The 22359-nt window shown below is 65.7% G+C and carries 17 protein-coding genes and 1 tRNA gene; 12 read left to right on the top strand and 6 right to left on the bottom strand.

What is annotated here, in order from left to right:
* Positions 1 to 4: 4 nt before the first annotated feature.
* Positions 5 to 643 (bottom strand): response regulator, encoded by a 639-nt coding sequence (locus I7X43_RS07690; protein ID WP_198100316.1) that lies wholly within the window; start codon positions 641 to 643, stop codon positions 5 to 7.
* Positions 640 to 1791, bottom strand: coding sequence for a hybrid sensor histidine kinase/response regulator (locus I7X43_RS07685; RefSeq protein ID WP_198100315.1), 1152 nt, complete (start codon positions 1789 to 1791; stop codon positions 640 to 642). Before I7X43_RS07685 ends, I7X43_RS07690 begins: the two co-directional genes overlap by 4 nt.
* A gap of 194 nt (positions 1792 to 1985) precedes the next feature.
* On the opposite strand from I7X43_RS07685, the gene I7X43_RS07680 reads away from it, so the two are divergent.
* The 6 genes from I7X43_RS07680 (at position 1986) to I7X43_RS07655 (ending at position 9692) form a co-directional block, all read left to right on the top strand.
* The gene (locus I7X43_RS07680) at positions 1986 to 2480 is read left to right on the top strand and encodes a hypothetical protein (RefSeq protein ID WP_246480235.1); all 495 of its coding nucleotides are present in this window, start codon (positions 1986 to 1988) and stop codon (positions 2478 to 2480) included.
* Between the two features lie 25 nt (positions 2481 to 2505).
* Positions 2506 to 2868 carry a response regulator gene (locus I7X43_RS07675; RefSeq protein WP_198100314.1) on the top strand — a complete coding sequence of 121 codons (363 nt, stop codon included), beginning with the start codon at positions 2506 to 2508 and terminating at the stop codon, positions 2866 to 2868.
* Positions 2869 to 2891: 23 nt separating this feature from the next.
* The gene (locus tag I7X43_RS07670) at positions 2892 to 5042 is read left to right on the top strand and encodes a chemotaxis protein CheW (RefSeq protein WP_198100313.1); all 2151 of its coding nucleotides are present in this window, start codon (positions 2892 to 2894) and stop codon (positions 5040 to 5042) included.
* A 31-nt stretch (positions 5043 to 5073) separates the two neighbouring features.
* Entirely contained in the window at positions 5074 to 5577 is a 504-nt protein-coding gene (locus tag I7X43_RS07665; RefSeq protein WP_198100395.1) for a chemotaxis protein CheW, read from the top strand.
* Positions 5578 to 5643: 66 nt separating this feature from the next.
* Positions 5644 to 7830 (top strand): methyl-accepting chemotaxis protein, encoded by a 2187-nt coding sequence (locus I7X43_RS07660; protein WP_198100312.1) that lies wholly within the window; start codon positions 5644 to 5646, stop codon positions 7828 to 7830.
* A 50-nt stretch (positions 7831 to 7880) separates the two neighbouring features.
* Positions 7881 to 9692: a methyl-accepting chemotaxis protein gene (locus I7X43_RS07655; RefSeq protein ID WP_198100311.1), complete on the top strand. Its 1812-nt coding sequence runs from the start codon at positions 7881 to 7883 to the stop codon at positions 9690 to 9692.
* Positions 9693 to 9710: 18 nt separating this feature from the next.
* Here I7X43_RS07655 and I7X43_RS07650 read toward each other — a convergent pair whose 3' ends face one another.
* Complete coding sequence (locus I7X43_RS07650; RefSeq protein WP_198100310.1) at positions 9711 to 12212, bottom strand: ABC transporter permease; 2502 nt, start codon at positions 12210 to 12212, stop codon at positions 9711 to 9713.
* A gap of 47 nt (positions 12213 to 12259) precedes the next feature.
* A complete protein-coding gene (locus I7X43_RS07645) occupies positions 12260 to 13834 on the bottom strand; it encodes a glycerol-3-phosphate dehydrogenase/oxidase (protein WP_198100309.1) in 1575 nt (524 codons plus the stop codon).
* A 124-nt stretch (positions 13835 to 13958) separates the two neighbouring features.
* On the opposite strand from I7X43_RS07645, the gene I7X43_RS07640 reads away from it, so the two are divergent.
* The 6 genes from I7X43_RS07640 to I7X43_RS07615 all read left to right on the top strand — a co-directional run bounded on the left by I7X43_RS07640 (position 13959) and on the right by I7X43_RS07615 (position 21516).
* Positions 13959 to 14032 (top strand) — tRNA-Gly (locus I7X43_RS07640).
* Between the two features lie 458 nt (positions 14033 to 14490).
* Positions 14491 to 15783 carry a TolC family protein gene (locus I7X43_RS07635; protein ID WP_198100308.1) on the top strand — a complete coding sequence of 431 codons (1293 nt, stop codon included), beginning with the start codon at positions 14491 to 14493 and terminating at the stop codon, positions 15781 to 15783.
* The gene (locus tag I7X43_RS07630; RefSeq protein WP_198100307.1) at positions 15780 to 17285 is read left to right on the top strand and encodes an efflux RND transporter periplasmic adaptor subunit; all 1506 of its coding nucleotides are present in this window, start codon (positions 15780 to 15782) and stop codon (positions 17283 to 17285) included. The genes I7X43_RS07635 and I7X43_RS07630 overlap by 4 nt, the downstream gene beginning before the upstream one ends.
* Positions 17282 to 20434 (top strand): efflux RND transporter permease subunit, encoded by a 3153-nt coding sequence (locus tag I7X43_RS07625; protein WP_198100306.1) that lies wholly within the window; start codon positions 17282 to 17284, stop codon positions 20432 to 20434. Before I7X43_RS07630 ends, I7X43_RS07625 begins: the two co-directional genes overlap by 4 nt.
* The gene (locus tag I7X43_RS07620; protein WP_246480233.1) at positions 20391 to 20879 is read left to right on the top strand and encodes a GNAT family N-acetyltransferase; all 489 of its coding nucleotides are present in this window, start codon (positions 20391 to 20393) and stop codon (positions 20877 to 20879) included. Before I7X43_RS07625 ends, I7X43_RS07620 begins: the two co-directional genes overlap by 44 nt.
* A 13-nt stretch (positions 20880 to 20892) precedes the next feature.
* Positions 20893 to 21516 (top strand): gamma-glutamylcyclotransferase family protein, encoded by a 624-nt coding sequence (locus I7X43_RS07615; RefSeq protein WP_198100305.1) that lies wholly within the window; start codon positions 20893 to 20895, stop codon positions 21514 to 21516.
* A 26-nt stretch (positions 21517 to 21542) separates the two neighbouring features.
* Here the strand turns inward: I7X43_RS07615 and I7X43_RS07610 are convergent, their stop codons facing one another.
* Positions 21543 to 21779, bottom strand: a complete 237-nt coding sequence (locus I7X43_RS07610) for a hypothetical protein (protein WP_198100304.1) — start codon at positions 21777 to 21779, stop codon at positions 21543 to 21545.
* 90 nt (positions 21780 to 21869) lie between these two features.
* Positions 21870 to 22253, bottom strand: coding sequence for a hypothetical protein (locus I7X43_RS07605; protein WP_198100303.1), 384 nt, complete (start codon positions 22251 to 22253; stop codon positions 21870 to 21872).
* Positions 22254 to 22359 lie beyond the last annotated feature (106 nt).

Raw genomic sequence — 22359 nt, 5'->3', positions numbered from 1 at the left:
GTGGTCAGCCTTGAACCAACCCCTGCCGGATCGCGTACACCGTCAGCTCAGAGTTGTTGGACAGCCCGAGTTTTTCGAGCACCCGGGCGCGATACACGCTGACCGTCTTGGGGCTGAGCACCAATTCTTCGGCAATGTCCGACAGTCGCTTGCCGGAGGCGATCAAGACCAAGGTCTGCAATTCGCGGTCGGAGAGCTTTTGATGCGCCTGCTCCGGCTGGGGCGCCGTCAGGTTCTCCACTAGCATTTGGGCGATCTCAGGCGTCACGTACTTGCGCCCTTGCGCCACCATGCGCACAGCCTGCACCAACTCCGCCGGGTCCCCACCCTTGTTCACATAACCAAAGGCACCGCCCCGCAAGCAGCGAATGGCGTATTGCTCTTCCGGGTACATCGACACCACCAAGGTCCGCGGGGCGTCCGGTTCGTCCTTGAACACGTGCAGTACATCCAATCCGCTTCGACCGGGCAGGTTGATGTCCAACAGCAACACGTCAGGGCGCGACCCCGTACGCAACCACTCGCGCAAACTGCCGTAGTCGCTTACTTCGCCCACCACATCGATGTCCCCGGCGTCCACCAAGGTATCGCGCATGCCGCGCCGAATCAAGGCATGGTCGTCACACAACAGCACGCGAATCATGCGCCGTCCTCCGCCCACCACGCGGCGTCTTCCGAACCCCGCAGCTCCCAATTGCCATCCCGTGGAATGGACAACACCAACTGAACCCCGTGTCCGGGACGTGAACTCAAATCCACCCAACCTCCCACACTCGCGGCCCGCTCTTGCAGCCCGCGAAGCCCAAAGTGACCCGGCCGGTCGGCGGCATCCGCCTCCATGCCCCGGCCATTGTCATGAACCTCCACCCCCAAGACGCCAGAGCTTTGATGCAGTTCGACGCGAACTTGAGTCGCCTGCGCGTGCTTGGCCACGTTGTGCAAGGCCTCTTGGACGAAACGGTAGATCACCAGAGACAACTCGGAGCCGACCGTTGGATCGTCCACCAAGCCCTCACATTGAATCGCAATGGCATGCCGACGTTCGAAATCCTGCACCAACCACTGCAAGGCCGCCACCACCCCCTCCTGCAGGATGGGCGGGCGCAAATCCGCCATCAGGCGGCGACTGGCCTCCATGGCCATGGTGAGGGTTTCAATCGCCCGCTGGCTGCGTCGTCGCTGCGCATCGTCAGCCGCGTGGCGTTGAATCCCCGCCAGTTCAAACTTCAGGGCGGTTAAGGCACTGCCCACATCATCATGCAGTTCGCGAGCCAGTGCCGCCCGCTCCGCTTCAATGCGCTGCTGCAAATGCGCCGTGAGTTCCTGCAACTGACGAGTGGACTTGCGCAGCGCTTGATCGGCGGCACGCCGCGACCGTTCGGCGTGAGCAGCCCGCACGGCCTGCTGCAACGCCACCCCGAGGCGGGCCAGATGGCCTTTGAGCAAATAGTCCGAGGCCCCCTCCTTCATGGCGGCTACCGCGACTTCCTCACCAATCTCCCCCGAGACCAGGATGAAAGGCAACACTTGATCCTGCGCACGCAAGCGCTGCAACAACTCCAATCCACTGGTATCGGGCAGTTGGTAATCGCACACCACGGCATCCCATGGCTGCGTCAAGGCCTGCTCAAATGCATCGCGCGTCTCCACGCGAGTCCAGTGCACGGCAACGCCCGACTGTCGAACCAGGGCCTGGATCATCAAATGATCGAGTTCAGAGTCCTCGACATGCAAGACCGTCAAGCCCGGTTGCGCTCCGAGCCCTTCAGCCGTGTCCGGGATCCCCTGCATTTGCTCCAATAAAGCCATCGGCCGAGTATGCCGCGGCAACCCTTTTGCGACACCCGGCAAAGTGCCTGTGGTATCTGGCGCAGCCAAAAGGGATTACCCTAGGCAAGAAACGGTGAATGTCCGCGCGGCTTCGAGTAGGCTAGCCTTCAGTGAACCGCTCTGCGGTCGTGTTTAACCGCTCCACTGGAGGCCCCATGCAGGGAAACGATCCATCGGACGCCCCGCTCGATGCAGAAGCGTTTGGCGCGTCCGCCGGCGAGGCCCGCTTCACGCTGCTGGCTGCGGCTGAAATCCAGGATCACCTGATGTCCGTCACCAATGATCTGGAGCGCTTGCAGCGTCTGCTGGATGACGCTGGCGAGGCGCTCTCCGTGAATTTCTTTGGCGCATCGGGAGAAATCCAATCGTTGGCACAGCGTGTGTCCCAGGGCCAGCCCTTATCGCCCGGAGAATTCGCCCAAGCGCTTCAATATGTAGCGGGTGCCGTAACCGCTTTGCAGTTCCAAGACATGTCAACGCAGCTGATCGCTCACACCAGTCAGCGTCTTCGGGCCTGCGCTGACAAACTGGCCCGTGAAGCCTTTGGCACCGATGATGAGGACGGCGAAGCTTTGGTAATCGAAGCCCCCAACCGCCCGAACCCCGTAACCCAAGACGAAGTCGATGCCGGCTCCGTCGAATTGTTCTAAGTCTGTAGAAAACGGAGAGCACACGATGCACTCAATCCTTGCGGTGGACGATTCCGCCTCGATGCGCCAGATGGTCGCCTTCACCCTGAAGAACGCTGGCTTCAACGTGGTGGAAGCTGTCGACGGTCAAGACGCCTGGGAAAAGGCCTCCCAACGAGATTTCGACTTGGTGCTGACGGACCAAAACATGCCGCGCATGGATGGCATCAGTTTGGTCAAGAAGTTGCGCGAAAACCCCAAATTCAAGACCACGCCCATCCTGATCCTGACCACCGAATCCAGCGACGCCATGAAACAAGCCGGCCGTGCCGCCGGCGCAACAGGCTGGTTGGTCAAGCCCTTCGATCCCGCCAAGCTGATCGAAGTGATCGGTAAAGTGATTCGCTAATCGACGTGTGACCGGGAGCCTCCATGGGTGAAATGACCAACGAAGGTGCCAACCTCGGCGCAGGCATTGACCTCAGCCAGTTCTACCAAGTCTTCTTTGAAGAGGCGGGCGAGAACCTCGACAACATGGAGCAATTGCTGCTCAATGTGAATGTCGAAGCGGCCGATGACGAAGAACTCAACGCCATCTTCCGCTGTGCGCACTCCATCAAAGGCGGTGCTGCCACCTTTGGTTTTTCGGATGTGGCGGAGCTCACCCACATCATGGAGACGCTGCTGGACAAACTGCGGCGCCATGAGTTGCAGCCCACCACCCAGATGGTGGACATCCTGCTGCAGTCGGGTGACGCCCTGCGGGGCCTGCTCGGCCGTCATGCGGGCACGAGCAGCGAGCCGGTCGAAAGCGAGGGGCTCGTCGCGTCCATTCGCACTCTGGTCGACGGGGGCACATTGGAAGGCGGCGCGGCCCCCGCCCCCGCACCCCGGGCAGCGCCTGCCGCGGCTCCGGCCGCCGCGCCCACCCCCGCGGCGGCCCCGACGGCGGGAGGCCCGAGACAGCTGGAATTGGTGGTCGGTCCGCTGAGCAATCCCGCTCAGGCCGACAACCTGGTCGAGTTGTTCAAAGAAATCACGGACCTCGGGACCATCGAAATGCTCGATGGCGGTCAGGCCGCCGACGGCATGCGACGCTTCAAGGTCACCACGACCAGCAGCGACAACGAATTGCTGGACCTGTTCACCTTCCACGTAGCGCGCGAACAGGTGAAGTTGAGTCCCATCGGTCCCGGCTACGGCTTTTATTCGGGGGCGCCGGGGGCGCCCAAAGAAGAAAAGCCGCAAAAGCAAGAAGATCTGGGCTACGGATTTTTCGACGATGCCCCGGGCGCGCCCGAAGTGGCCGCCCCGGCAGCCGCGGCCGCCCCCGCAGCAGAAGCCGCCAAGCCAGCAACGGCCGTGGTTCCGACGGCCAAACCCGCCGCCGCAGCCCCCAAGCCTGCCGCGGGCGGCACCGACCAAAGCACGCTGCGGGTCTCGATCGAAAAGGTGGACCAGCTCATCAACCTGGTGGGTGAGTTGGTGATCACCCAAGCCATGCTGGCGCAAAACAGCCGCAACGTGGACCCGGGGCTATACCAGCAGCTCACCTCGGGCCTGGCCGACTTGGAGCGCAACACCCGCGACCTCCAAGAAGCGGTGATGTCGATCCGCATGATTCCCATGTCGGTCGTGTTCAACCGTTTCCCCCGCATGCTGCGGGACCTCGCCGCCAAGCTGGGCAAGAAAGTGGAACTGGTCACCCAAGGGGAAGCCACCGAGTTGGACAAGAGCCTGGTCGAGAAGATCACCGACCCGCTGACCCACTTGGTGCGCAACAGTTGCGATCACGGCATTGAATCGCCTGCGGACCGTCTGGCCAAAGGCAAGCCCGAACACGGCACGATCACCCTGGTGGCCAGCCACCAAGGCGGCAGCATCGTCATCGAGGTTCGCGATGATGGGCGGGGGTTAAACCGCCAGAAGCTGATCAGCAAAGCCCAGGAAAAGGGCATTGATGCGCACGAGGGCATGAGCGATTCCGACGTCTGGAATCTCATCTTCGCGCCTGGTTTTTCAACGGCCGATCAAGTCACGGATGTGTCCGGTCGAGGCGTGGGCATGGATGTGGTGAAAAAGAACATCACCTCCCTGGGAGGGCATGTCGAAATCGACTCGGCCGAGGGCTACGGGATGAAAGTCTCGGTGCGCCTGCCTCTGACCTTGGCCATCATGGACGGCATGAGCGTGGGGGTGGGAGACGAGGTATACATCTTGCCGCTGTCCTCGGTTGTCGAAAGCTTCCAAGTCAAGGCCGACACCATCAAGACAGTGGCCGGTTCTGGCCGCGTGGTCGAGGTGCGGGACGAGTTCATGCCGGTGATTGAACTTGAGAAGGTGTTCGACGTTCCACGCTTTGACTTCGAGCATGTTTCCACCATCATGGTCGTGGTCGAAGCCGAAGGGGGGCGTGTGGCCCTGCTGGTGGACGAGTTGCTGGGTCAGCAGCAGGTCGTGGTGAAAAACCTGGAGGCCAACTACCGCAAGGTTCACGACGTCTCGGGCGCCACCATCATGGGGGATGGCCGAGTGGCCTTGATCCTGGACATCGGCGCCCTGGTTCGCAAGTCACGTCACTAATCTCAAACCCTCAGGGTGCCCCATGAATTTGATGCAAGCTCCCGCCAACGCCATGACGGCACCGGCACAGTCGCGCCTCGCCGCAACCGGTGAGTACCTCACCTTCCGGCTGGGTACCGAAGAGTACGGTATGGACATCCTGAAGGTTCAGGAAATCCGTTCGTACGAACAGCCCACGCGGATCGCCAACGCCCCCGATTTCATCAAGGGCGTGGTGAATCTGCGCGGGGTCATCGTTCCCATCGTGGACTTGCGCGTCAAGCTGCATTGCGCCAGCGCCGAGGTCAATGCGTTCACGGTGGTCATCGTGCTGAATGTGCGCAATCGGGTGGTGGGCGCGGTGGTGGACTCGGTGTCCGATGTGCTCGAACTGAGCCGCGATCAGATACGGCCCGCCCCCGAAATGACGGCGGCCGCCGTCAACACCAGCTACATCACCGGCATCGCCACGGTGACCGATCGCATGCTGATCTTGATGGACATCGAGGGTTTGATGAGCAGCGCCGACATGGGCCTGATGGAAAGCATCGCCTGACACTTGCCTCCATCTCCACATGGAGTGAATATGGGGGCCTTGGGGCCCCCGATTTTTTAGATCTGTATGGCAAACACCCAATCCACCCTCGCACGACGCGTCACCCTCATTGGCATCGGTGCGGTTGCCGCCGTGTTGTTCTTGACCAGTGTGCTGCTCAGCTTGCTGCTGATGCGCAATGCCAACCGCGCCGTCGAAACCTGGGCGTCCGATCGCGGTCAGGCCATGGAAGACACCATCACGGCCATCAACGACACCGCCCGGGCCTTGGTCAAGCGCAGCTATGGCTCATTCCGTCAGGAATTCGGGCCGCAGTTCCAGCTCAATGAAGAGACGGGCGAACTGCGCGATTGGGGTCCCAAGCTGAACGAGAACTACAGCGCGGTGGACAAATTTGCCAACACCACAGGGGGTGTTGCGCAGGGCTTTGTGCGCAAGGGGGATGACTTCGTTCGCATCACGACCTCGGTCAAGAAGGCCGACGGCGGACGCGAACTGGGCGGCGCCCTGGGAACCCACCCTGCCCGCGCAGCGGCGCTCGCGGGTCAAGCCTATTCCGCACCAGAACTTCTGCAAGACCGGGCCTTCATGGTGCACTACGAGCCGCTCAAGGGTGAAGACGGCAAGGTCATCGGCATCCTGTCGGTCGGGTTTGATTTGGACGTTTTCAACAACGCCCTGGGCCAGATGGTCAAAGACATTCACTTCTTCGACAGCGGCGGTGTGGCGGTCGTACAAAACGCACAGGATGCCGCCAATTCCCGCTTCTACGCGCACCCGACAGCCCGCGGCAAGAAAGTGGCCGACGTGTCACCCGCGCTGGCCAAGGCGTTGGCAGCCATCGACCCCGAGGCTCACCAAACCGTTATTGATGATTTGCCCGAGATGCTGGGGCATGGCGGCGGCGGGTATTTCGGCGTTGCCCACGCCAGCAAGGCCGCGGGCGTCTTGGTCGTCGCCCAAGTCAAACGCAGCGAAGCCATGGCCCAGAACTGGTCCATCCTGTTGCCGTTCTGGGGACTTTTGGTGGCGGCCACGCTCGCGCTCGGATTTGGCCTGTTCTGGCTCGTCAGCCGCTGGGTGGCCCAGCCCATGGCCAAGCTCTCAGCCGCCATGGACGCCGTTTCCAACGGCGACCTGTCTCAGTCCGTCACCAGCTCCCGTCAAGATGAAATCGGGCAGCTCATTCGAGACACTGAATCCATGCGCGCCCATCTGGCCAACACGATCGGCACGGTGCGCCACTCAGTCGACTCCATCGGCGTGGCCAGCCGTGAAATCGCAACCGGCAACCAAGACTTGAGCCAACGCACGGAACAGACCGCGTCCAATCTGCAGGCGGCCGCCGGTTCCATGGAGCACCTGACCGGCACCGTGCGGCAAACCGCCGATTCGGCGCGGGTGGCCCAACAGTTGGTGAGCGACACCTCGACCGCAGCCGCCCGGGGCGGGTCGGTGGTGGGGCAGGTGGTGCAAACCATGGACGAAATCAGCGCCAGCTCGCGCAAGATCAGCGACATCATTGGCGTGATTGACGGCATTGCCTTCCAAACCAACATCCTGGCGCTGAACGCAGCGGTCGAAGCCGCACGCGCCGGCGAACAAGGGCGGGGCTTTGCGGTGGTGGCTGGCGAGGTCCGAACCCTGGCCGGCCGCAGCGCCGAAGCCGCCAAAGAGATCAAGACGCTGATTAACACCAGCGTTGAAAAGGTCGAAACCGGGGCTCGGCTGGTTCAAGACGCCGGTTCCGCCATGAATGACATCGTCTCTGGCGTGCAGCGGGTCTCGGACATCATTGGCGATATTGCCGCCGCCTCCACAGAACAAAGCGACGGCATTTCGCAGGTCAATCAATCCGTGGTGCAACTGGATCAGATGACGCAGCAAAACGCAGCCCTGGTGGAGGAGTCTGCTGCGGCCGCCGAAAGCCTGCGCGATCAGGCCCAACGCTTGGTGGAGGCCATTGCCATCTTCCGGACGGGCACCGATTCGCCCGGGATGAGCAAGGGCGTGGGTACCTCCCCAATCAAGGCGCCCTCGCCCTCGCTCAAACCCCCTGCAATGACCAAGGCCCGCACCCCGGCGCCCAAGTCCACCCCGGGGGCGGGCAGCGCCACAAGCCCCCGCCCCCCCTCCCCCGCACCCACCCTTCGTCCCGCCGCTGCGCCGAAGGCCGCTGCGCCCAAGCCCCCCCCCGCTCCGGCCGCCAGGCCGGCCCCACCGCCTGCGGATGACGACTGGGAGACCTTCTAAGTCGCCAGCACCCCAACCCAGGGCGTGAACGGCACGCCAGGAGACTCTCGATGCAGTCCAGTTTGCAGAAGCGTTTGCTCGCCTTGTGTACCGGTGTCGTGCTGTTGGCCCTCTTGGCTGCCACGTTGGCCAGCTACTTTGATGCCCGCAGCCATGTGCAGGCCCAAACCCTGGCGCGGCTGAATGAAGTGGCTCGGGGGCAAGCCCAATCCATCGGCGGCTGGGCCACGGTGCAGGGCAATATCTTGAAGTCACTTCAGCCCGCGGTGGCTTTAGAGAACCCTCGCCCGCCCTTGGTTCAGGCCGCCATCTCCGGCAGCTTGGACTTCGCCTACATCGGCCACGCCGATAAGCGCATGCTGATGCACAAGGACGAAAACCTGCCCGCCGATTTCGACCCGACCGCCCGCCCCTGGTACAAGCTCGCCGCCGCCGCTTCGGAGGTGGTCCTCACCGAGCCCTACCTGGATACCGCCACCCAGCAGCCCGTCGTCACCTTCGCCTACGCGGTCAAAGAAGGCACCGAAACCAAGGCCGTCATCGCGTCCGATGTATTCATGACGGGTGTGGTGTCCATTCTCAAAGGCATTCGACCCACGCCGTCTGGCTTCGCTTTCTTGGTCGCAGCTGACGGGCGGGTCATGGCGCATGCCAATCCCAAAGTGATTCTTCAACCTGCGACGAATGTGGCGCCCGAGCTGACCGTCGCGGGCTTGAAAGCTGCAGGGGCCGACCAGGGTTGGTTAGAAGCTCACAGCGCAGATCAGTCCCTGTTGTTTCGCAGCGCCCCGGTTGCAGGGACCCCGTGGACGCTGGTTGTGGCAGCCGATGCGTCTGAAGCCTTGGCGCCGCTGCGCTCGCTGCTGTGGAAGGCCATCGGCGTGGCCGTGGTGATGATTGCGTTGGCCGGTTTCCTCATTGCCAGCGTCGTGCGCCGTCTGTTTACGGGCCTCGAGCGGGTGCGGGATGCCATGCAAGACATCTCCGCTGGGGGTGGAGATTTGACCCGTCGACTGCCGGACAGCGGCAACGATGAAGTGGCCCACATTGCGCAAGGCTTCAACGACTTCGTGGGCAAGCTTCAAGGCATCCTGCAGGACGTTCACAGCGCCACGGGGTCAATGGGCGTGGCCTCCAGCGAAATTGCCACCGGCGCGCAGGACCTGTCGCGGCGCACGGAACAAACGGCCTCGAATTTGCAGCAAGCCACCTCGTCCATGGATGGCCTGACCGCCGCCGTGCGACACACGGCCGACGCGGCCACCACGGCCAATCAGCTGGCCAGTGCCGCGGCCACCTCGGCTCAAAAGGGAGGCGCTGTCGTGAATCAGGTGGTCGCCACCATGGACGACATCCACACCAGTTCCCGCAAGATTCACGACATCATTGGCGTGATCGACGGCATCGCCTTCCAAACCAACATCTTGGCGCTCAATGCGGCGGTCGAAGCCGCCCGAGCCGGTGAGCAGGGTCGCGGCTTTGCAGTTGTGGCCGGCGAAGTGCGGTCGCTGGCCGGCCGCTCTGCCGAAGCCGCCAAAGAAATCAAGAGTTTGATAGGCGCCAGTGTCGAGCGGGTCGAGGCGGGCTCCAAACTGGTTCAGGAGGCCGGCGTGACGATGGAGGAAATCGTCTCCGGCGTGCAGCGGGTGTCCGACATCATTGGAGAAATTACCGCCGCAGCGGGGGAGCAAAGTCACGGCATCGCCAGCGTCAACACCACCATGGTGCAACTGGACCAAGCCACGCAGCAAAACGCCGCGTTGGTCGAGGAGTCGGCCGCAGCGGCGGAAAGCCTGAAAGAGCAAGCCCACCGCTTGAGCGAAATCATTTCCGTTTTTAAGGTGGGCCAACGCCACCGCTAGCCAGACGCTCGCGGTCGGTCACTCCACCGTCGCTGCGCGCAGCGTGGTGACCACAGGGCGCTGCAAAACACTGCGCAGCGTCCAGCTGCCCACCCCCCAGGCCAACAGCGCGCCGGCCCCCGCAGTGGCCACAGGAATCCACAACTGGGGCCGCCAGTTCAACTCCAGGACCGTCGTCGCCAGTACCGCGCTCACCCCCAGCGAAAGCGCCCCCGCGAGCGCCCCAGCCAGCGTCCCAAGCCCCAACAATTCGAACCGCTGAACCCGCTGCAGGAGCCGATTGCTGGCGCCCATGGCACGCATCAAGGCGAAGTCCCGAACCCTCGCCTCGCGCGTGGCGCGCAGCGCCCCGACCAAAACCGTCGCCCCTGCCGCGAGGGTAAACAAGCTCAGGCCTTCAATGGCCAAGGTCACTTGGTCCAACACGGTCTGGACTTGGGCCAGCTGGGCCGACACATCCACCACCGTCAGGTTCGGGAATGCCGCCACCAGCTGCCGATCCAGGCTGCGGTCCGGCGGGGCTCGAAACGTCGCGAGCCAGGTGGTAGGAGGCTCGGGCTGGGGGCTGCGCTGAAACAGCACAAAAAAGTTCAGCCGCATCGAGGACCACTCCACCCGACGAAACTGGATGACTTGCGCTTCGACCCGTTCTCCCGCCATGTCAAAAGCGAGCCAATCGCCGACCTTGAGCCCCAAATCCCGGGCAAGCCCCTCCTCCACACTGAGACCCTCACCCGTCCAGGCCCCCTCGAGGGCCTGGTTGTGCTCTGGCACCGCTGCGGCGTGACTCAGGTTGAACTCGCGCTCGGCCAAGCGGCGCCCGCGCTCGTTCGGGAGCCTCCAGTCCGAAACGCCCTTTCCGTTGATGGCCACCAAGCGCCCACGATAGGTCGGCGCCAGGTCGATGGGTTTCACACCGGCCGACTCCAGCGCCAGGCGAAAGGCCGGCAACTGATCCGACTGGAGATTGATGACAAAACGGTCCGGCCCCAGACTCGGACCCGAGGCCCGCCAACTTTCCATCAAGTTCGTCCGCACCGTGGCCAATAGCGTCAGCGCCAGCAGGCCCGTTCCCAATGCGGCCACTTGCATCAGCGCCATGCCCGGTCTGGCCGCCCCCTGCCGGGCGACCAGACGGAGCGTGACCGATCCGCTGGCGGACCGGGCGAGCCGTTTGAGTCCCTGCCACACCAGCGCAGCCACCGCTGCGAACACGCCCAGTGCGATCGCGAACCCACCCAAAATCACCAGCGCGACGGTTCTCTGTCCCGCCACAGCGGCCAGCAGGCCAACAAAGCCCGCCCCGCCCAGCACCGCCACGCCGACAGCTGTCGGCGTTGTGCGCAAACCTTGACCACGGCGCAAAATTTGCATGGGACTCACACGGGCCAGTCGCAACACCGGGGGCAAGCCAAACGCCAGCAGGACGGTCAACCCCAAACCCATCGGCAACAACGCGCTGCGCCAATTCGCCAGCGGCAACTCGCTTGGAAGCAATCCACGGAGCGCCAGCACCAACCCCTGTTGGGCCAGCCACCCCGCGAGCAGCCCCACCAGACACGCCGCGGTGCCGACCAGCAGCAACTCCAGGGTGTAGGCCCAAGCCAACGTCCGACTGCTTTGCCCCAGCACCCGCAGCAGGGCACTTTCATTGACCTGTTGCAGGGCGTACTCGCGCGCAGCCAGTGCAACGCCCAGCGTCGCCAGCAGGGCGGCGAGCAGCGACACCAAACCGAAAAACTGGGTGCCGCGACCCAGCGCCTGTTGCAGTTCAGGCCGTCCGCCTTCCAAATTCTCCAACCGCGCGCCCCGCCATTCGCCCCGCTCCAATCGCGCTTTCAGCTCAGCCTGCCAGCTGCGCAAGGTGTCCGCTTGATCCAGCGACGCCACCAGGGCCCACCGATAGCCCACCCGGCTGTTGGCCTGAACCAGGTTCGAAGCGGCCACGTCCGCACGCGCCATCATCACCCGGGGGGCAAAGTTCAAGAAACCGGCGCCTCGGTCCGGTTCCTGCTCGATCACCCCGGCCACGAGAAGCTCGACGTCCCCCAGGCCCACTCGATCCCCCACGTGCAATTGCAGGGCGTCCAGGACCGCAGGATCCACCCAGACCGTTCCGGGGTCGGGCCCGCCCACAGTTCGTCCGTCAACCAGACGCAACCTCCCCCGCAGGGGGTACTGGCGGTCCACCGCCTTCACGGCCACCAGACGCGTTGCCCCCCCCTGATCGTCCCGAGCACGGGCCATCGACGGGAAGGCCAGGGTCTCCGTTTGCCCCAACCCCAGACCAGCCGCTTCGGTCTGCCACGCGGGCTGCACAGGCTGATCACTGGCGATCACCACATCGCCGCCCAGCAGCTGCGCGGCATCCCGGACCATCCCGGCGTCGATGCGGGCCGTGAGCAAGGTCACCGAGGCCACGGCGGCCACGGCCAGCACCATGCCCAGCGCAAGCAACCTCAGCACCCCCGATCGGATATCGCGCAGCATGCGCTGCCAAGCCCAGTGCAGTGTGTTCATTTGGCCATTCAATCGAGGTGTCGAAGCGAAGAGTCAGCTGGCGAGCATCATTCGGGTGCGACGGTATCCGTAAGGCAATAGCCGTGTGCCAGGGCACGAAATGCATCCAACTGGGGATCGACACCGGTTTCCTCCCGGAGCAAGTCCGCAACGGGTTCTGCCACCGCCAACGCTGCACGCGCATCCAAGAAGAGCAAGCGCACCCGCCGAGCCAACACGTCTTCGACCGTTCGGGCCATTTCCCAGCGCGCCGCAAACCGCACCATCGCCTCACTCAACTCGGGGTGCAGCCACCGATCCGCTCCAGGCAGGGACTGCACCTGCTCGATTTCGCTGCCATAGCGCGCCAGCCCCTGAATCTGGTGCAAGGGGCGCTGCAAGGGTTGCGCGCCGACAAGCGGCCACTGCGCGGTCACGCCCCCCGGGCGCCGGTCGAGCCAACCGCCCGCCATACACGCCGACAGGACGTCTTCCGCCATCGCGCGATAGGTGGTCCACTTGCCCCCCGTCACGCTGACCAAGCCACTGGGTCGCACTTCGATGTGGTGCTCGCGACTGATGCCACCCGTTCCGGTCGGGTTGCCCGGACCGGAATTGGGGCGAGCCAACGGTCTCAGACCAGCCCACACGCTCAGGACATCGCTGCGGCCGGGGGGGTGCACCAAGACCCGCCCCGCTTCGCGCAAGATGAACTCAATCTCCTCGTCGAACGCTTGCGGCTCCAAGGGCTTGTCGCGGCGCGGCGTGTCGGTGGTGCCCAAGATCACCCGTCCCATCCACGGCACGGCAAAAAGTACCCGGCCATCCTCGGTTTTGGGCACCAAAAGGGCCTGCTCTGACGGCAGAAATTGGCGATCGACGACCAAGTGCACGCCTTGGCTGACCGTAACCAGGGGCTCGGGCGGTCGGCCTTGATGGTCGCGCTCGCGCAAGTCGTCGACCCACACGCCGGTGGCGTTGATCACGCATCGGGTGTTCAGCGTCAACCGCGAGCCGGTCTCTGCCTCCACCGCTACCACCCCCGCCACTTTGTCCGCCTGCCAACGCAGCCCTTCCACGGGGCAGTGATTGAGTACCAAGGCGCCCGCCCGCTCAGCCGAGCGAGCCAGTGCCAGGGCCAACCGGGCATCGTCAAACTGCGCATCCCAATACTGAATGCCCCCCCACAGCCCGTTGGGATTCACTCCGGGCAACGCCTTTTGGGTTGCCGTGCGGCCCAACCATCGCGTGCGCCCCAAGGCCGAGCGCCCGGCCAGCAGGTCGTAGGCCATCAAGCCCAGGCCAAAAAAAGGGACTTGCCAGGGGCGGTAGGCCGGCAGCACAAAGCGCAACGGGCTGGCCAGATGCGGCGCATTGGCCAGCAGGGTTCGCCGCTCACGCAGGGCCTCGCGCACCAAACCCAACTGCCCCTGGGCCAGATACCGGACGCCGCCGTGCACCAACTTGGTCGCACGGGAACTCGTCCCTTTGGCGAAATCATCCGCCTCCAGCAGGGCAACGGCGTAGCCGCGCGCTGCCGCGTCCAGGGCCACGCCGGCACCCGTCGCCCCGCCTCCGACCACCACCAAGTCAAGCGGCGGTGCATCGCATAGGGCTTGGAGTCGTTCGGAGCGGGTCTTCATGCAAGCATCCAAGAGCTACGCGGGGCTCTAGTGTGTCGCAAAGCCCTGACCTGGGGCGACGGCCGCCTATTTGGCCGCACGCAGGCAAAAACGGCCAAAACTCCCGTAACATGCGCGGCCTCACGCGGGTGTAGTTCAATGGTAGAACGCCAGCTTCCCAAGCTTGATACGTGGGTTCGATTCCCATCACCCGCTCCAGCGCTTCCTCTCTCGAGACTTTTGGTTTCCAATTAGCGCGTGAAGCTGCTACGCGTTCTCCTCACCTGGCTCTTGATGTTGGCCCTGCCCGCGTCGAGTTGGGCTGCGTTGAACGTCCTTCCCGCCCCCTGTCCCATGCACAGCCAAGACGCGGGCATGGCGGTCGATGCGCCGGACTCCGTTCCCGATTGCTGCGCTGACGGCGCCCACGCGAGCAGGAGTGCTTGTGCCCAAAAGTGCCCGGCCACGCCAATCGCACTGCCGAGTGGGTTGAGTCCCGCGGCACACGCCCCTGCGGCGCATGGGGTCCCTCAGCCACGACCTGAAGCGGCTACCGACGGCGCGCCGTCTTCGCTTTGGCGCCCTCCGCGCCACGCCTAAGCCCCAACCTTGTCTGGTGCCAGGCCCTGAGCGGCCGGGCGGTCGGCGTCTGAGAACGCCGGTTTGCGGGAGTTCCCATGTCACCCCTGTCGTTTTTGCGCCTCCGCTTGTGGCGGTGGGCGCCCTCCTATGCCCTCGCGGCCGTCGTGCTCGCCCCCCTCCAGGCCGGGGCGTCTTCGCTGGCCTCCCCCGGCCTGAGCTTTGCCCAGGCGCTGGAACAAGCCCTGCACCACCCCCCGACGCTGATCGCCGCCCAAGCGCGCCTGGATGCCGCGCGCGCGGCAGCCCTCAGTGCGGGCGAGCGGCCCGACCCGCAGCTCCGCTTCGGCATCGAGAACCTGCCGATCAACGGCATGGATCGCTTCGCCTTGACGCGCGACAGCATGACCATGCGCCGCATTGGCGTCATGCAGGAACTGCCCAACGCCGCCAAGCGCGCCGCCTGGCGCGACAGGGCCGACGCCCAAACCCTGCGGACCCAGGCGGAACTGCAATCGGCTCGCGTCCTGGCCCAGCGCGAGGTGGCCCTGGCGTGGTTGCAACGCCACCACCTGGAACGCCAGCTCAGCGCGCTGGAAAAGCTCGAAGCCGAGAACCACTTGCTGCTTCAAACCACGCAAGCGCAGCTGGCCGCCGGTCGGGCGATGGTGGAAGACGCGCTCATGCCGAGGCGCGAAGCCTTGATGCTGGCTGAGCGGCGCGACGAACTGCACGCCCAGCGCGCCGTGGCCCACGCTACCCTCAAGCGCTGGATTGGAGCAGCCGCCGACGCCGAACTGTCCGGCCCGCCGCCGACGTGGACGCCAAACGCCGACACCTTGCACGGCACCCTGGCCGACCACCCTGAGCTGCGGGCCGCCAGCGCGATGCAGGCCGAGGCCCAGGCCGAACGGCGCGAGGCCGACGCCATGCGCAAGCCCGACTGGAGCGTGGAAGTCGTCCTCCAAAAGCGTGGGCCGGCCTATGACGACATGGTTTCGATCATGGTCAGCCTGGACCTGCCCCTCTTCCCGCGCAACCGTCAGGATGCTCAAGTGCGCGCCCGCGAAGCGCTGCTGCGTGCCACCGCAGCGGACCTCGACGCGATGCGGCGAGAACACGAGGCCGAGCTGGCCATGGGCCTGGCCGAGCAACAGCGGGCCCACACTGCGCTCAGGCGCCAACGCGACGAGGCCCTGCCGCTCGCACAGCAACGCAGCCAGATCGCCTTGGATGCCTACCGCAGCGGCAACGGCCCACTCCGTGCGGTACTGAGCGCCCGCCGCGAGCTTTTGGAAGCCGAACTCAAGGCCCTCGCTCTGGAGAGCGAGCGCGACCAATGGGCAGCCCGCTTGATGCTGACCCGCGAATGGACTGGAGCCCAACCATGATGCGCCACCCCCTTCCCCTGACCCTGTTGGCTGTGGCGCTGGTCGGTGCCGGCGTTTTGGCCGGTCGCTGGTCGGTCAAGCCCAGCGGCAATCACCCCAGTGCCAGCGCAACAGCCCCCGCCGCAGCGGCCAGCACTGAACGCAAAGTGCTGTACTGGTACGACCCCATGGCCCCGGCGACGAAGTTCGACAAGCCCGGCCGATCGCCTTTCATGGATATGGAGCTGGTGCCCAAGTACGCCGACGAGGTCGAGGGCGGCACCGTGCGCATTGACCCGCGCGTGAGCCAAAACCTGGGCCTGCGGCTCGCGCCCGTCACCAGCGCCCCCGCCGCAGCCGAGTGGGTGCTGCATGGGGCGCTGGGCTTTGACCAGCGCGACGTCGCGGTGGTCCAGACCCGCGTGGCCGGGTTTGTGGAGAAGGTCTGGCCGCTGGCGCCCGGCGACGTGGTGCACGAGGGCCAGCCCCTGGCCGAGCTGTTGGTGCCCGAATGGGCGGCCGCGCAGCAAGAGTTTTTGAGCCTGCGCACCCAGCCCGAGTTGGCCGAAGCCGCGCTGAACCGCCTGCGCCTCACGGGCTTGCCCGAGACGCAGATTCGCGAGCTGCAGCAAACGGGCCAGGTGCGTGCCCGCCTCACCCTGCGCGCCCCGCGCGGCGGCTTGATTCAAGAGTTGGACGTGCGCGCCGGCATGAGCCTGATGGCGGGCGCCACGCTGGCCAAAATCCAGGGCCTTGGCCGCGTGTGGCTGGAGCTGACCGTTCCCGAGGCCCAGGCGGCCCAGATTCAGGTGGGGCAAAGCGTGCACGCGGAATTCACCGCACGGCCCGGCCAGCCCGTCAAGGGCACCGTCACGTCCCTGCTACCGGCCTTGGACGAGGCCTCGCGCAGCCTGCGCGCCCGCGTGGAGCTGCCCAACCCCGGCGGCAAGCTGCGCCCGGGCTTCACCGCCCAGGCGCACGTGCAATCGACAGCGGGCGCCGGTGAGGCCCTGCCCGCCGTGCCCACCGAGGCGGTGATTCGCACCGGCCAGCGCTCCCTGGTGATGGTGTCCGAGGGCGAAGGCCGCTTCCGCCCCGTCGAAGTGACGCTGGCGGGCGAAGTGGGCCCCCTGACCCGCATCCGCAGCGGGCTCGGCGTCGGCCAGCAGGTGGTGGCCAGCGGACAGTTCTTGATCGACTCCGAGGCCAATCTGGCCGGCCTTCAAGCCGCGCCCGCCCGTGCAACTGCCAGTGCGGCGGGCCCCGTGCTGCACGCCAGCGAGGGCGTGATCGAGGCCCTCGACGGTCTGGAAGTCACCCTCGCACACGGCCCGTTCCCGACGCTCAAGATGGGCGGCATGACCATGCCCTTCCCGCTGGCCAACGCCCATGTGGCCCATGGCTTGAAGGTGGGGGACAAGGTGCGCATCCAGGTCAGCCAAGGCAACGACGGCCTCACGGTGCAAAAACTGGAGAAGCTGGAAAAGCCCAAGGCCACCACCACGCCAGGAGGCCACCCATGATCGCCGCCCTCATTCGCTGGTCCGTCGTCAACCGCTTCTTGGTGCTGTTGGCCACCGTGGGCCTGCTGGCCTGGAGCGTGCTGGCCGTGCGCCACACGGCGGTGGACGCCCTGCCCGATCTCTCGGACGTGCAGGTGATTCTGCGCACCACCTGGCCCGGCCAGGCGCCGCAGTTGGTGGAAAACCAAGTCACCTACCCGCTGGCCACCACGCTGATGTCCACCCCCGGTGCCAAGAGCGTGCGCGGGTTCTCGTTCTTTGGCGACAGCTTCATCTACGTGCTGTTTGAGGACGGCACCGACCTGTACTGGGCCCGCTCCCGGGTGCTGGAGACACTGAATCAAATCCAGGGTCGCCTGCCGCCCCAAGCGCGCACGGCCATCGGCCCCGATGCCACAGGCGTGGGCTGGGTCTACCAGTACGCGCTGGTGGACCGCAGCGGCCAGCTGGACCTGGCCCAGCTGCGCGCCTTGCAAGACAGCTGGCTGCGCTACGAGCTCAAAGCCCTGCCCAATGTGGCCGAGGTCGCCACCGTGGGTGGCATGGTGCGCCAAACCCAAGTGGTGCTGAACCCGGTGCGCATGGCCGCGCTGGGCGTCAGCCACGAACAGGCCATAGAGGCCCTGCGCCAGTCCAACCAGGAAACCGGCGGCGGCGTGTTGGAGTTGGGCGAGACCGAGCTCATGGTGCGCGCCAGCGGCTACTTGAAGAACCTGGACGAGGTGCGCGGCATTCCGATCAAGCTCGCCGGCCGCGCCCCCGTGCTGCTGGGCGACATCGCCACGGTGCAACACGGCCCCGAGATGCGGCGCGGCATTGCCGAGCTGGACGGCCAGGGCGAGGCCGTGGGCGGCGTGGTGCTGCTGCGCTCGGGCAAAAACGCTCGCGACACGATTGCCGCCGTGCAGGCGCGGCTGAGCGAGCTCAAGCCCTCGCTGCCAGCCGGCGTGGAGGTGGTGACCACCTACGACCGCAGCCAGCTCATCGACCGCGCCATCGCCAACCTGCGCAACAAGTTGGTGGAGGAGTTCCTGGTCGTGGCCGCCGTGTGCGCGCTCTTCCTGTGGCATGTGCGCTCGGCTTTTGTGGCCATCGTCTCGCTGCCGCTGGGCATCGGCGCGGCCTTCATCGTCATGCACGCCCAAGGCCTGAACGCCAACATCATGTCGCTCGGCGGGATCGCCATCGCCATTGGCGCCATGGTGGACGCCGCGGTGGTGATGATTGAAAACGCCCACAAACACCTGGAAGCCTGGCAGCACCGCCACCCCGGCGAAACTTTGGCGGGCGAGGCGCGTTGGCGCTTGATGGGCGACGCGGCCGTGGAGGTGGGCCCGGCGCTCTTTTTCTCGCTGCTCATCATCACCCTCTCCTTCGTGCCGGTGTTCACTCTGCAGGCGCAGGAGGGGCGGCTCTTCGGCCCACTGGCCTTCACCAAGACCTATGCCATGGCGGCGGCGGCTGGGCTGGCCGTGACCCTGGTGCCGGTGCTGATGGGGTATTGGATTCGCGGGCGCATCCCCGACGAGGGCCGCAACCCGCTGAACCGGGCCCTGATCGCGGTCTACCGCCCTGCGCTGACGGCCGTTCTGCACTGGCCCAAGACCACGCTGGCCGTGGCCGCCTTGGTGCTGCTGAGCCTGCTGTGGCCGCTCTCCCGCCTGGGGGGCGAATTCCTGCCACCGCTGGACGAGGGCGACTTGCTCTACATGCCCACCGCCCTGCCCGGCCTGTCGGCCCAGAAGGCCTCGGCGCTCTTGCAGCAGACCAACCGCATGATCAAAACCGTGCCCGAGGTGCTCAGCGTCTCCGGCAAGGCCGGCCGGGCCGAAACCGCCACCGACCCCGCGCCGCTGGAGATGTTTGAGACCACCATCCGGCTCAAACCTCGGGAGGAATGGCGGCCGGGCATGACGCCCGAGAAGCTGATCGACGAGCTGGATCAGGCCGTCAAGGTGCCCGGGCTCGCCAACCTCTGGGTGCCCCCGATCCGCAACCGCATCGACATGCTGGCCACCGGCATCAAGAGCCCCATTGGCGTCAAGGTGATGGGCGACCGGCTCGCCGCCATCGAGCGCGTGGCCCAGCGGGTGGAGCAAGTCGCCAAGGGCGTGCCGGGCGTGAGCTCGGCCCTGGCCGAACGCTTGACCGGCGGGCGCTACCTGGACATCGACGTGGACCGCGCAGCGGCTGCCCGCTACGGACTGAGCGTCGCCCAGGTGCATTCGGTGGTGGCCAGCCTGATCGGCGGCGAGATGGCAGGCGAAACGGTAGAGGGCCGCGCCCGCTTTCCCCTCAGCGTGCGCTACCCGCGTGAGTGGCGCGACACCGAGGAGCGCGTGCGCAACCTGCCGCTGCTCACCGACATGGGCCAGCGCCTGACCCTGGGCGCGGTGGCGCGCGTGGCCGTGGCCGACGGCCCGCCCATGATCAAGAGCGAAAACGCCCGCCCTTCGGGCTGGGTGTTTGTGGACGTGCGCGGGCGCGACCTGGCCGCCGTGGCGCAAGACCTGCGCCGCGCTGTGGCCGAGCAGGTCCAGCTGGAGCCCGGCATGAGCCTGGCTTACTCCGGCCAGTTCGAGTTCCTGGAGCGCGCCAACGCCCGCCTCCAGGTGGTGGTTCCGGCCACGCTGGCCATCATCTTTGTGCTCCTGGTGCTCTGCTTTGGCAATGCCCGCGAGGCCCTGCTCATCATGGCGACCCTGCCCTTCGCACTGGTGGGCGGCTTTTGGTTCCTCTACCTGCTCGGCTATCACCAGTCCATCGCCACCGGGGTGGGTTTCATCGCCCTGGCCGGCGTGGCGGCGGAGTTCGGCGTCATCATGCTGCTCTACCTGAAGAACGCCTGGGCGGAGCGGCAGCGCCAGGGCTTGCATACCGTGGAAGCCCTGCACGACGCCATCATGGACGGCGCCGTGCAGCGCGTACGCCCCAAGGCCATGACGGTGGCCGTCATCCTGGCCGGCCTGCTGCCCATTCTGCTGGGCAGCGGCACCGGCTCCGAGGTCATGAGCCGTATCGCCGCCCCCATGGTGGGCGGCATGGTGACGGCCCCGCTGCTGTCGCTCTTTGTGCTGCCGGCGGCGTTTTGGTGGATGAATCAGAATGCCGCCCAACACCCCCGCCCAGCGCCGCCCCATGCAGATTGAGATCGACGACCCCGCCCGCCCCGACGTCTACGCCCTCTTGGAAGAGCATTTGCGTCACATGTACGAACTCTCTCCGCCCGAAAGCGTGCACGCGCTGGACGTGAGCAAGCTCAAGCGGCCGGACATTACGTTTTGGTCGGCCCGCGTGGACGGGGTGCTCGTGGGGTGCGGCGCACTCAAGGCTTTGGATGCTCAGCATGGAGAAATCAAATCCATGCGCACGCCCAGCGCCGCGCGCCGCCAGGGCGCCGGCCGGGCGGTGCTGAACCACATCGTGGCCGAGGCCCGGCGGCGCGGCTACACGCGTTTGAGTTTGGAAACCGGCCCCGCCGAGACGTTCGGAGCCGCCCACCAGCTCTACGCCAGCGCCGGATTCAAAGAATGTGGACCGTTCGGGGACTACGCCTTGGACCCCTACAGCGTGTTCATGACCTTGGAGCTCTGAAGCCCCCGGCGCCATGCCCACGACTTGGATCTTTGGCTACGGCAGCCTGCTGCTGCCCGCCAGTCGCGCGCTGACCATCGGGCCGCATGGCGCGGCCTTCGCTGCGCGGGTGCGCGGGGTGCAGCGCGAATGGAGCACGGCAGCTCCCGTGCGCGGCATGACGGCCGTGAGTCTGCGCGTAGCTCCTGAGAGCGACTGCAGCGGCGTGGTGTTCGCCGTCAGCCCGGCCCAACTGGAGCGACTGGACGCGCGCGAGGCGGGCTACACACGCTTCACGCTGACGCCATCGGCCGTGCTGGACCCGCAGACGCACCAACCCCTGGCCTTACCGCACCCGGGGCCGGTGATGGCCTATGTGGCCGACCATCCGGGCCAACCCACACCCGAGTGCCCCATCGCCCAGTCGTACCTGGACGTCATCTTGACGGCCTGCCTGGAAGAGTTCCCGCACCTGGGAGAAGACTTTGCGCGGGAGTTCATTGCCACCACCCGCGGCTGGAACCGGCACTGGGTGGATGACCGCGCCGCACCCCGCTATCCGCGCCGCTTGCTCGAGGTGCCCCATCAGGACACGATCGACCGCTTGCTGGCGGAATTGGGCTGCGGGTCGTTCCACCACCGGCGCGCAGAGGGCTGAAGCCCGCCAGCCCGGGGCCGAGCGCCTCAGGCGCGGCCGGAACGCCGGCTGCGCGGCTGGAGCTTGTCCAATTCGGCGAGGTTTTGCTTGAGCAAGATCAGCAGCGTGCGGGCGTGCTCCACGGGCAGGCGTAACACGGACGTCGAGGCGCCTTCGTCGCGCAGCGGCCGCGCAGCCACCAGGGCGTCGACGCTCACCTCCACCATGCCCTTGTCATGGCGAATGGATTTCAGTCGTTGCAGCTCAATGTCATAAGGTTTCATGCGCGCAGTCTATGGAAAAACAGGATTGCGAGCATGTTAGGTGGGCCACTGGACGCGAGGCCACGTCCGGCCCGCCTTCCGCATCACCCATCAATGCGCACGCCAAACGACTTGTGTGGAGGCGAACCCATCCGCGCTGCGCTCCAAATCCGTTTGCAGGTACCCAATAACGGGGCCGGCTGGCTCTGTACGCCCTGGGGTCGCCGCGCCGTCGGGGAAACGCGACTGACCGGTCTGCGCGGAGTGGACCGCCAACAGGTGGCGGGCCGCATTCAGCTCGGCTTGCACCAATTCCACTTGCTTGCGGGCTTGGGTGTTTTGCTGAAGCAAATGCTGACGCGCCTGCTCGGCGCGTTGGGCAAATGACCGCCAAGCCCGGCGCCGCCGCTCCGCCCAGAGGGCCACCACACCGCCACCAAAAGCGAGCCCCACCGTCAGTCCGGCCATCAGCGGCGCCAGTTGCCAGTCGTTCATGCAAACCCCCTGCGTGTTGCGTGAACCGATTGAAACAGCTTGTAACTGCGCGGACATCCCACAAAAGGGGGAGTCCGTGGCCCCCAGTTGGGGGGCTCCAGAACCC

It is taken from the genome of Inhella gelatinilytica, assembly GCF_016093295.1.
GTDB classification, from domain to species: Bacteria; Pseudomonadota; Gammaproteobacteria; order Burkholderiales; family Burkholderiaceae_C; genus Inhella; species Inhella gelatinilytica.
This window is presented reverse-complemented; position numbering and strand designations above follow the sequence as displayed.

Bases quoted from the DNA above. Each gene is read 5' to 3' on its own strand.
- I7X43_RS07690 (WP_198100316.1), bottom strand. From the start codon at position 643: ATGATTCGCGTGCTGTTGTGTGACGACCATGCCTTGATTCGGCGCGGC.
- I7X43_RS07685 (WP_198100315.1), bottom strand. From the start codon at position 1,791: ATGCAGGGGATCCCGGACACGGCTGAAGGGCTCGGAGCGCAACCGGGC.
- I7X43_RS07680 (WP_246480235.1), top strand. From the start codon at position 1,986: ATGCAGGGAAACGATCCATCGGACGCCCCGCTCGATGCAGAAGCGTTT.
- I7X43_RS07675 (WP_198100314.1), top strand. From the start codon at position 2,506: ATGCACTCAATCCTTGCGGTGGACGATTCCGCCTCGATGCGCCAGATG.
- I7X43_RS07670 (WP_198100313.1), top strand. From the start codon at position 2,892: ATGGGTGAAATGACCAACGAAGGTGCCAACCTCGGCGCAGGCATTGAC.
- I7X43_RS07665 (WP_198100395.1), top strand. From the start codon at position 5,074: ATGCAAGCTCCCGCCAACGCCATGACGGCACCGGCACAGTCGCGCCTC.
- I7X43_RS07660 (WP_198100312.1), top strand. From the start codon at position 5,644: ATGGCAAACACCCAATCCACCCTCGCACGACGCGTCACCCTCATTGGC.
- I7X43_RS07655 (WP_198100311.1), top strand. From the start codon at position 7,881: ATGCAGTCCAGTTTGCAGAAGCGTTTGCTCGCCTTGTGTACCGGTGTC.
- I7X43_RS07650 (WP_198100310.1), bottom strand. From the start codon at position 12,212: ATGAACACACTGCACTGGGCTTGGCAGCGCATGCTGCGCGATATCCGA.
- I7X43_RS07645 (WP_198100309.1), bottom strand. From the start codon at position 13,834: ATGAAGACCCGCTCCGAACGACTCCAAGCCCTATGCGATGCACCGCCG.
- I7X43_RS07635 (WP_198100308.1), top strand. From the start codon at position 14,491: ATGTCACCCCTGTCGTTTTTGCGCCTCCGCTTGTGGCGGTGGGCGCCC.
- I7X43_RS07630 (WP_198100307.1), top strand. From the start codon at position 15,780: ATGATGCGCCACCCCCTTCCCCTGACCCTGTTGGCTGTGGCGCTGGTC.
- I7X43_RS07625 (WP_198100306.1), top strand. From the start codon at position 17,282: ATGATCGCCGCCCTCATTCGCTGGTCCGTCGTCAACCGCTTCTTGGTG.
- I7X43_RS07620 (WP_246480233.1), top strand. From the start codon at position 20,391: ATGCCGCCCAACACCCCCGCCCAGCGCCGCCCCATGCAGATTGAGATC.
- I7X43_RS07615 (WP_198100305.1), top strand. From the start codon at position 20,893: ATGCCCACGACTTGGATCTTTGGCTACGGCAGCCTGCTGCTGCCCGCC.
- I7X43_RS07610 (WP_198100304.1), bottom strand. From the start codon at position 21,779: ATGAAACCTTATGACATTGAGCTGCAACGACTGAAATCCATTCGCCAT.
- I7X43_RS07605 (WP_198100303.1), bottom strand. From the start codon at position 22,253: ATGAACGACTGGCAACTGGCGCCGCTGATGGCCGGACTGACGGTGGGG.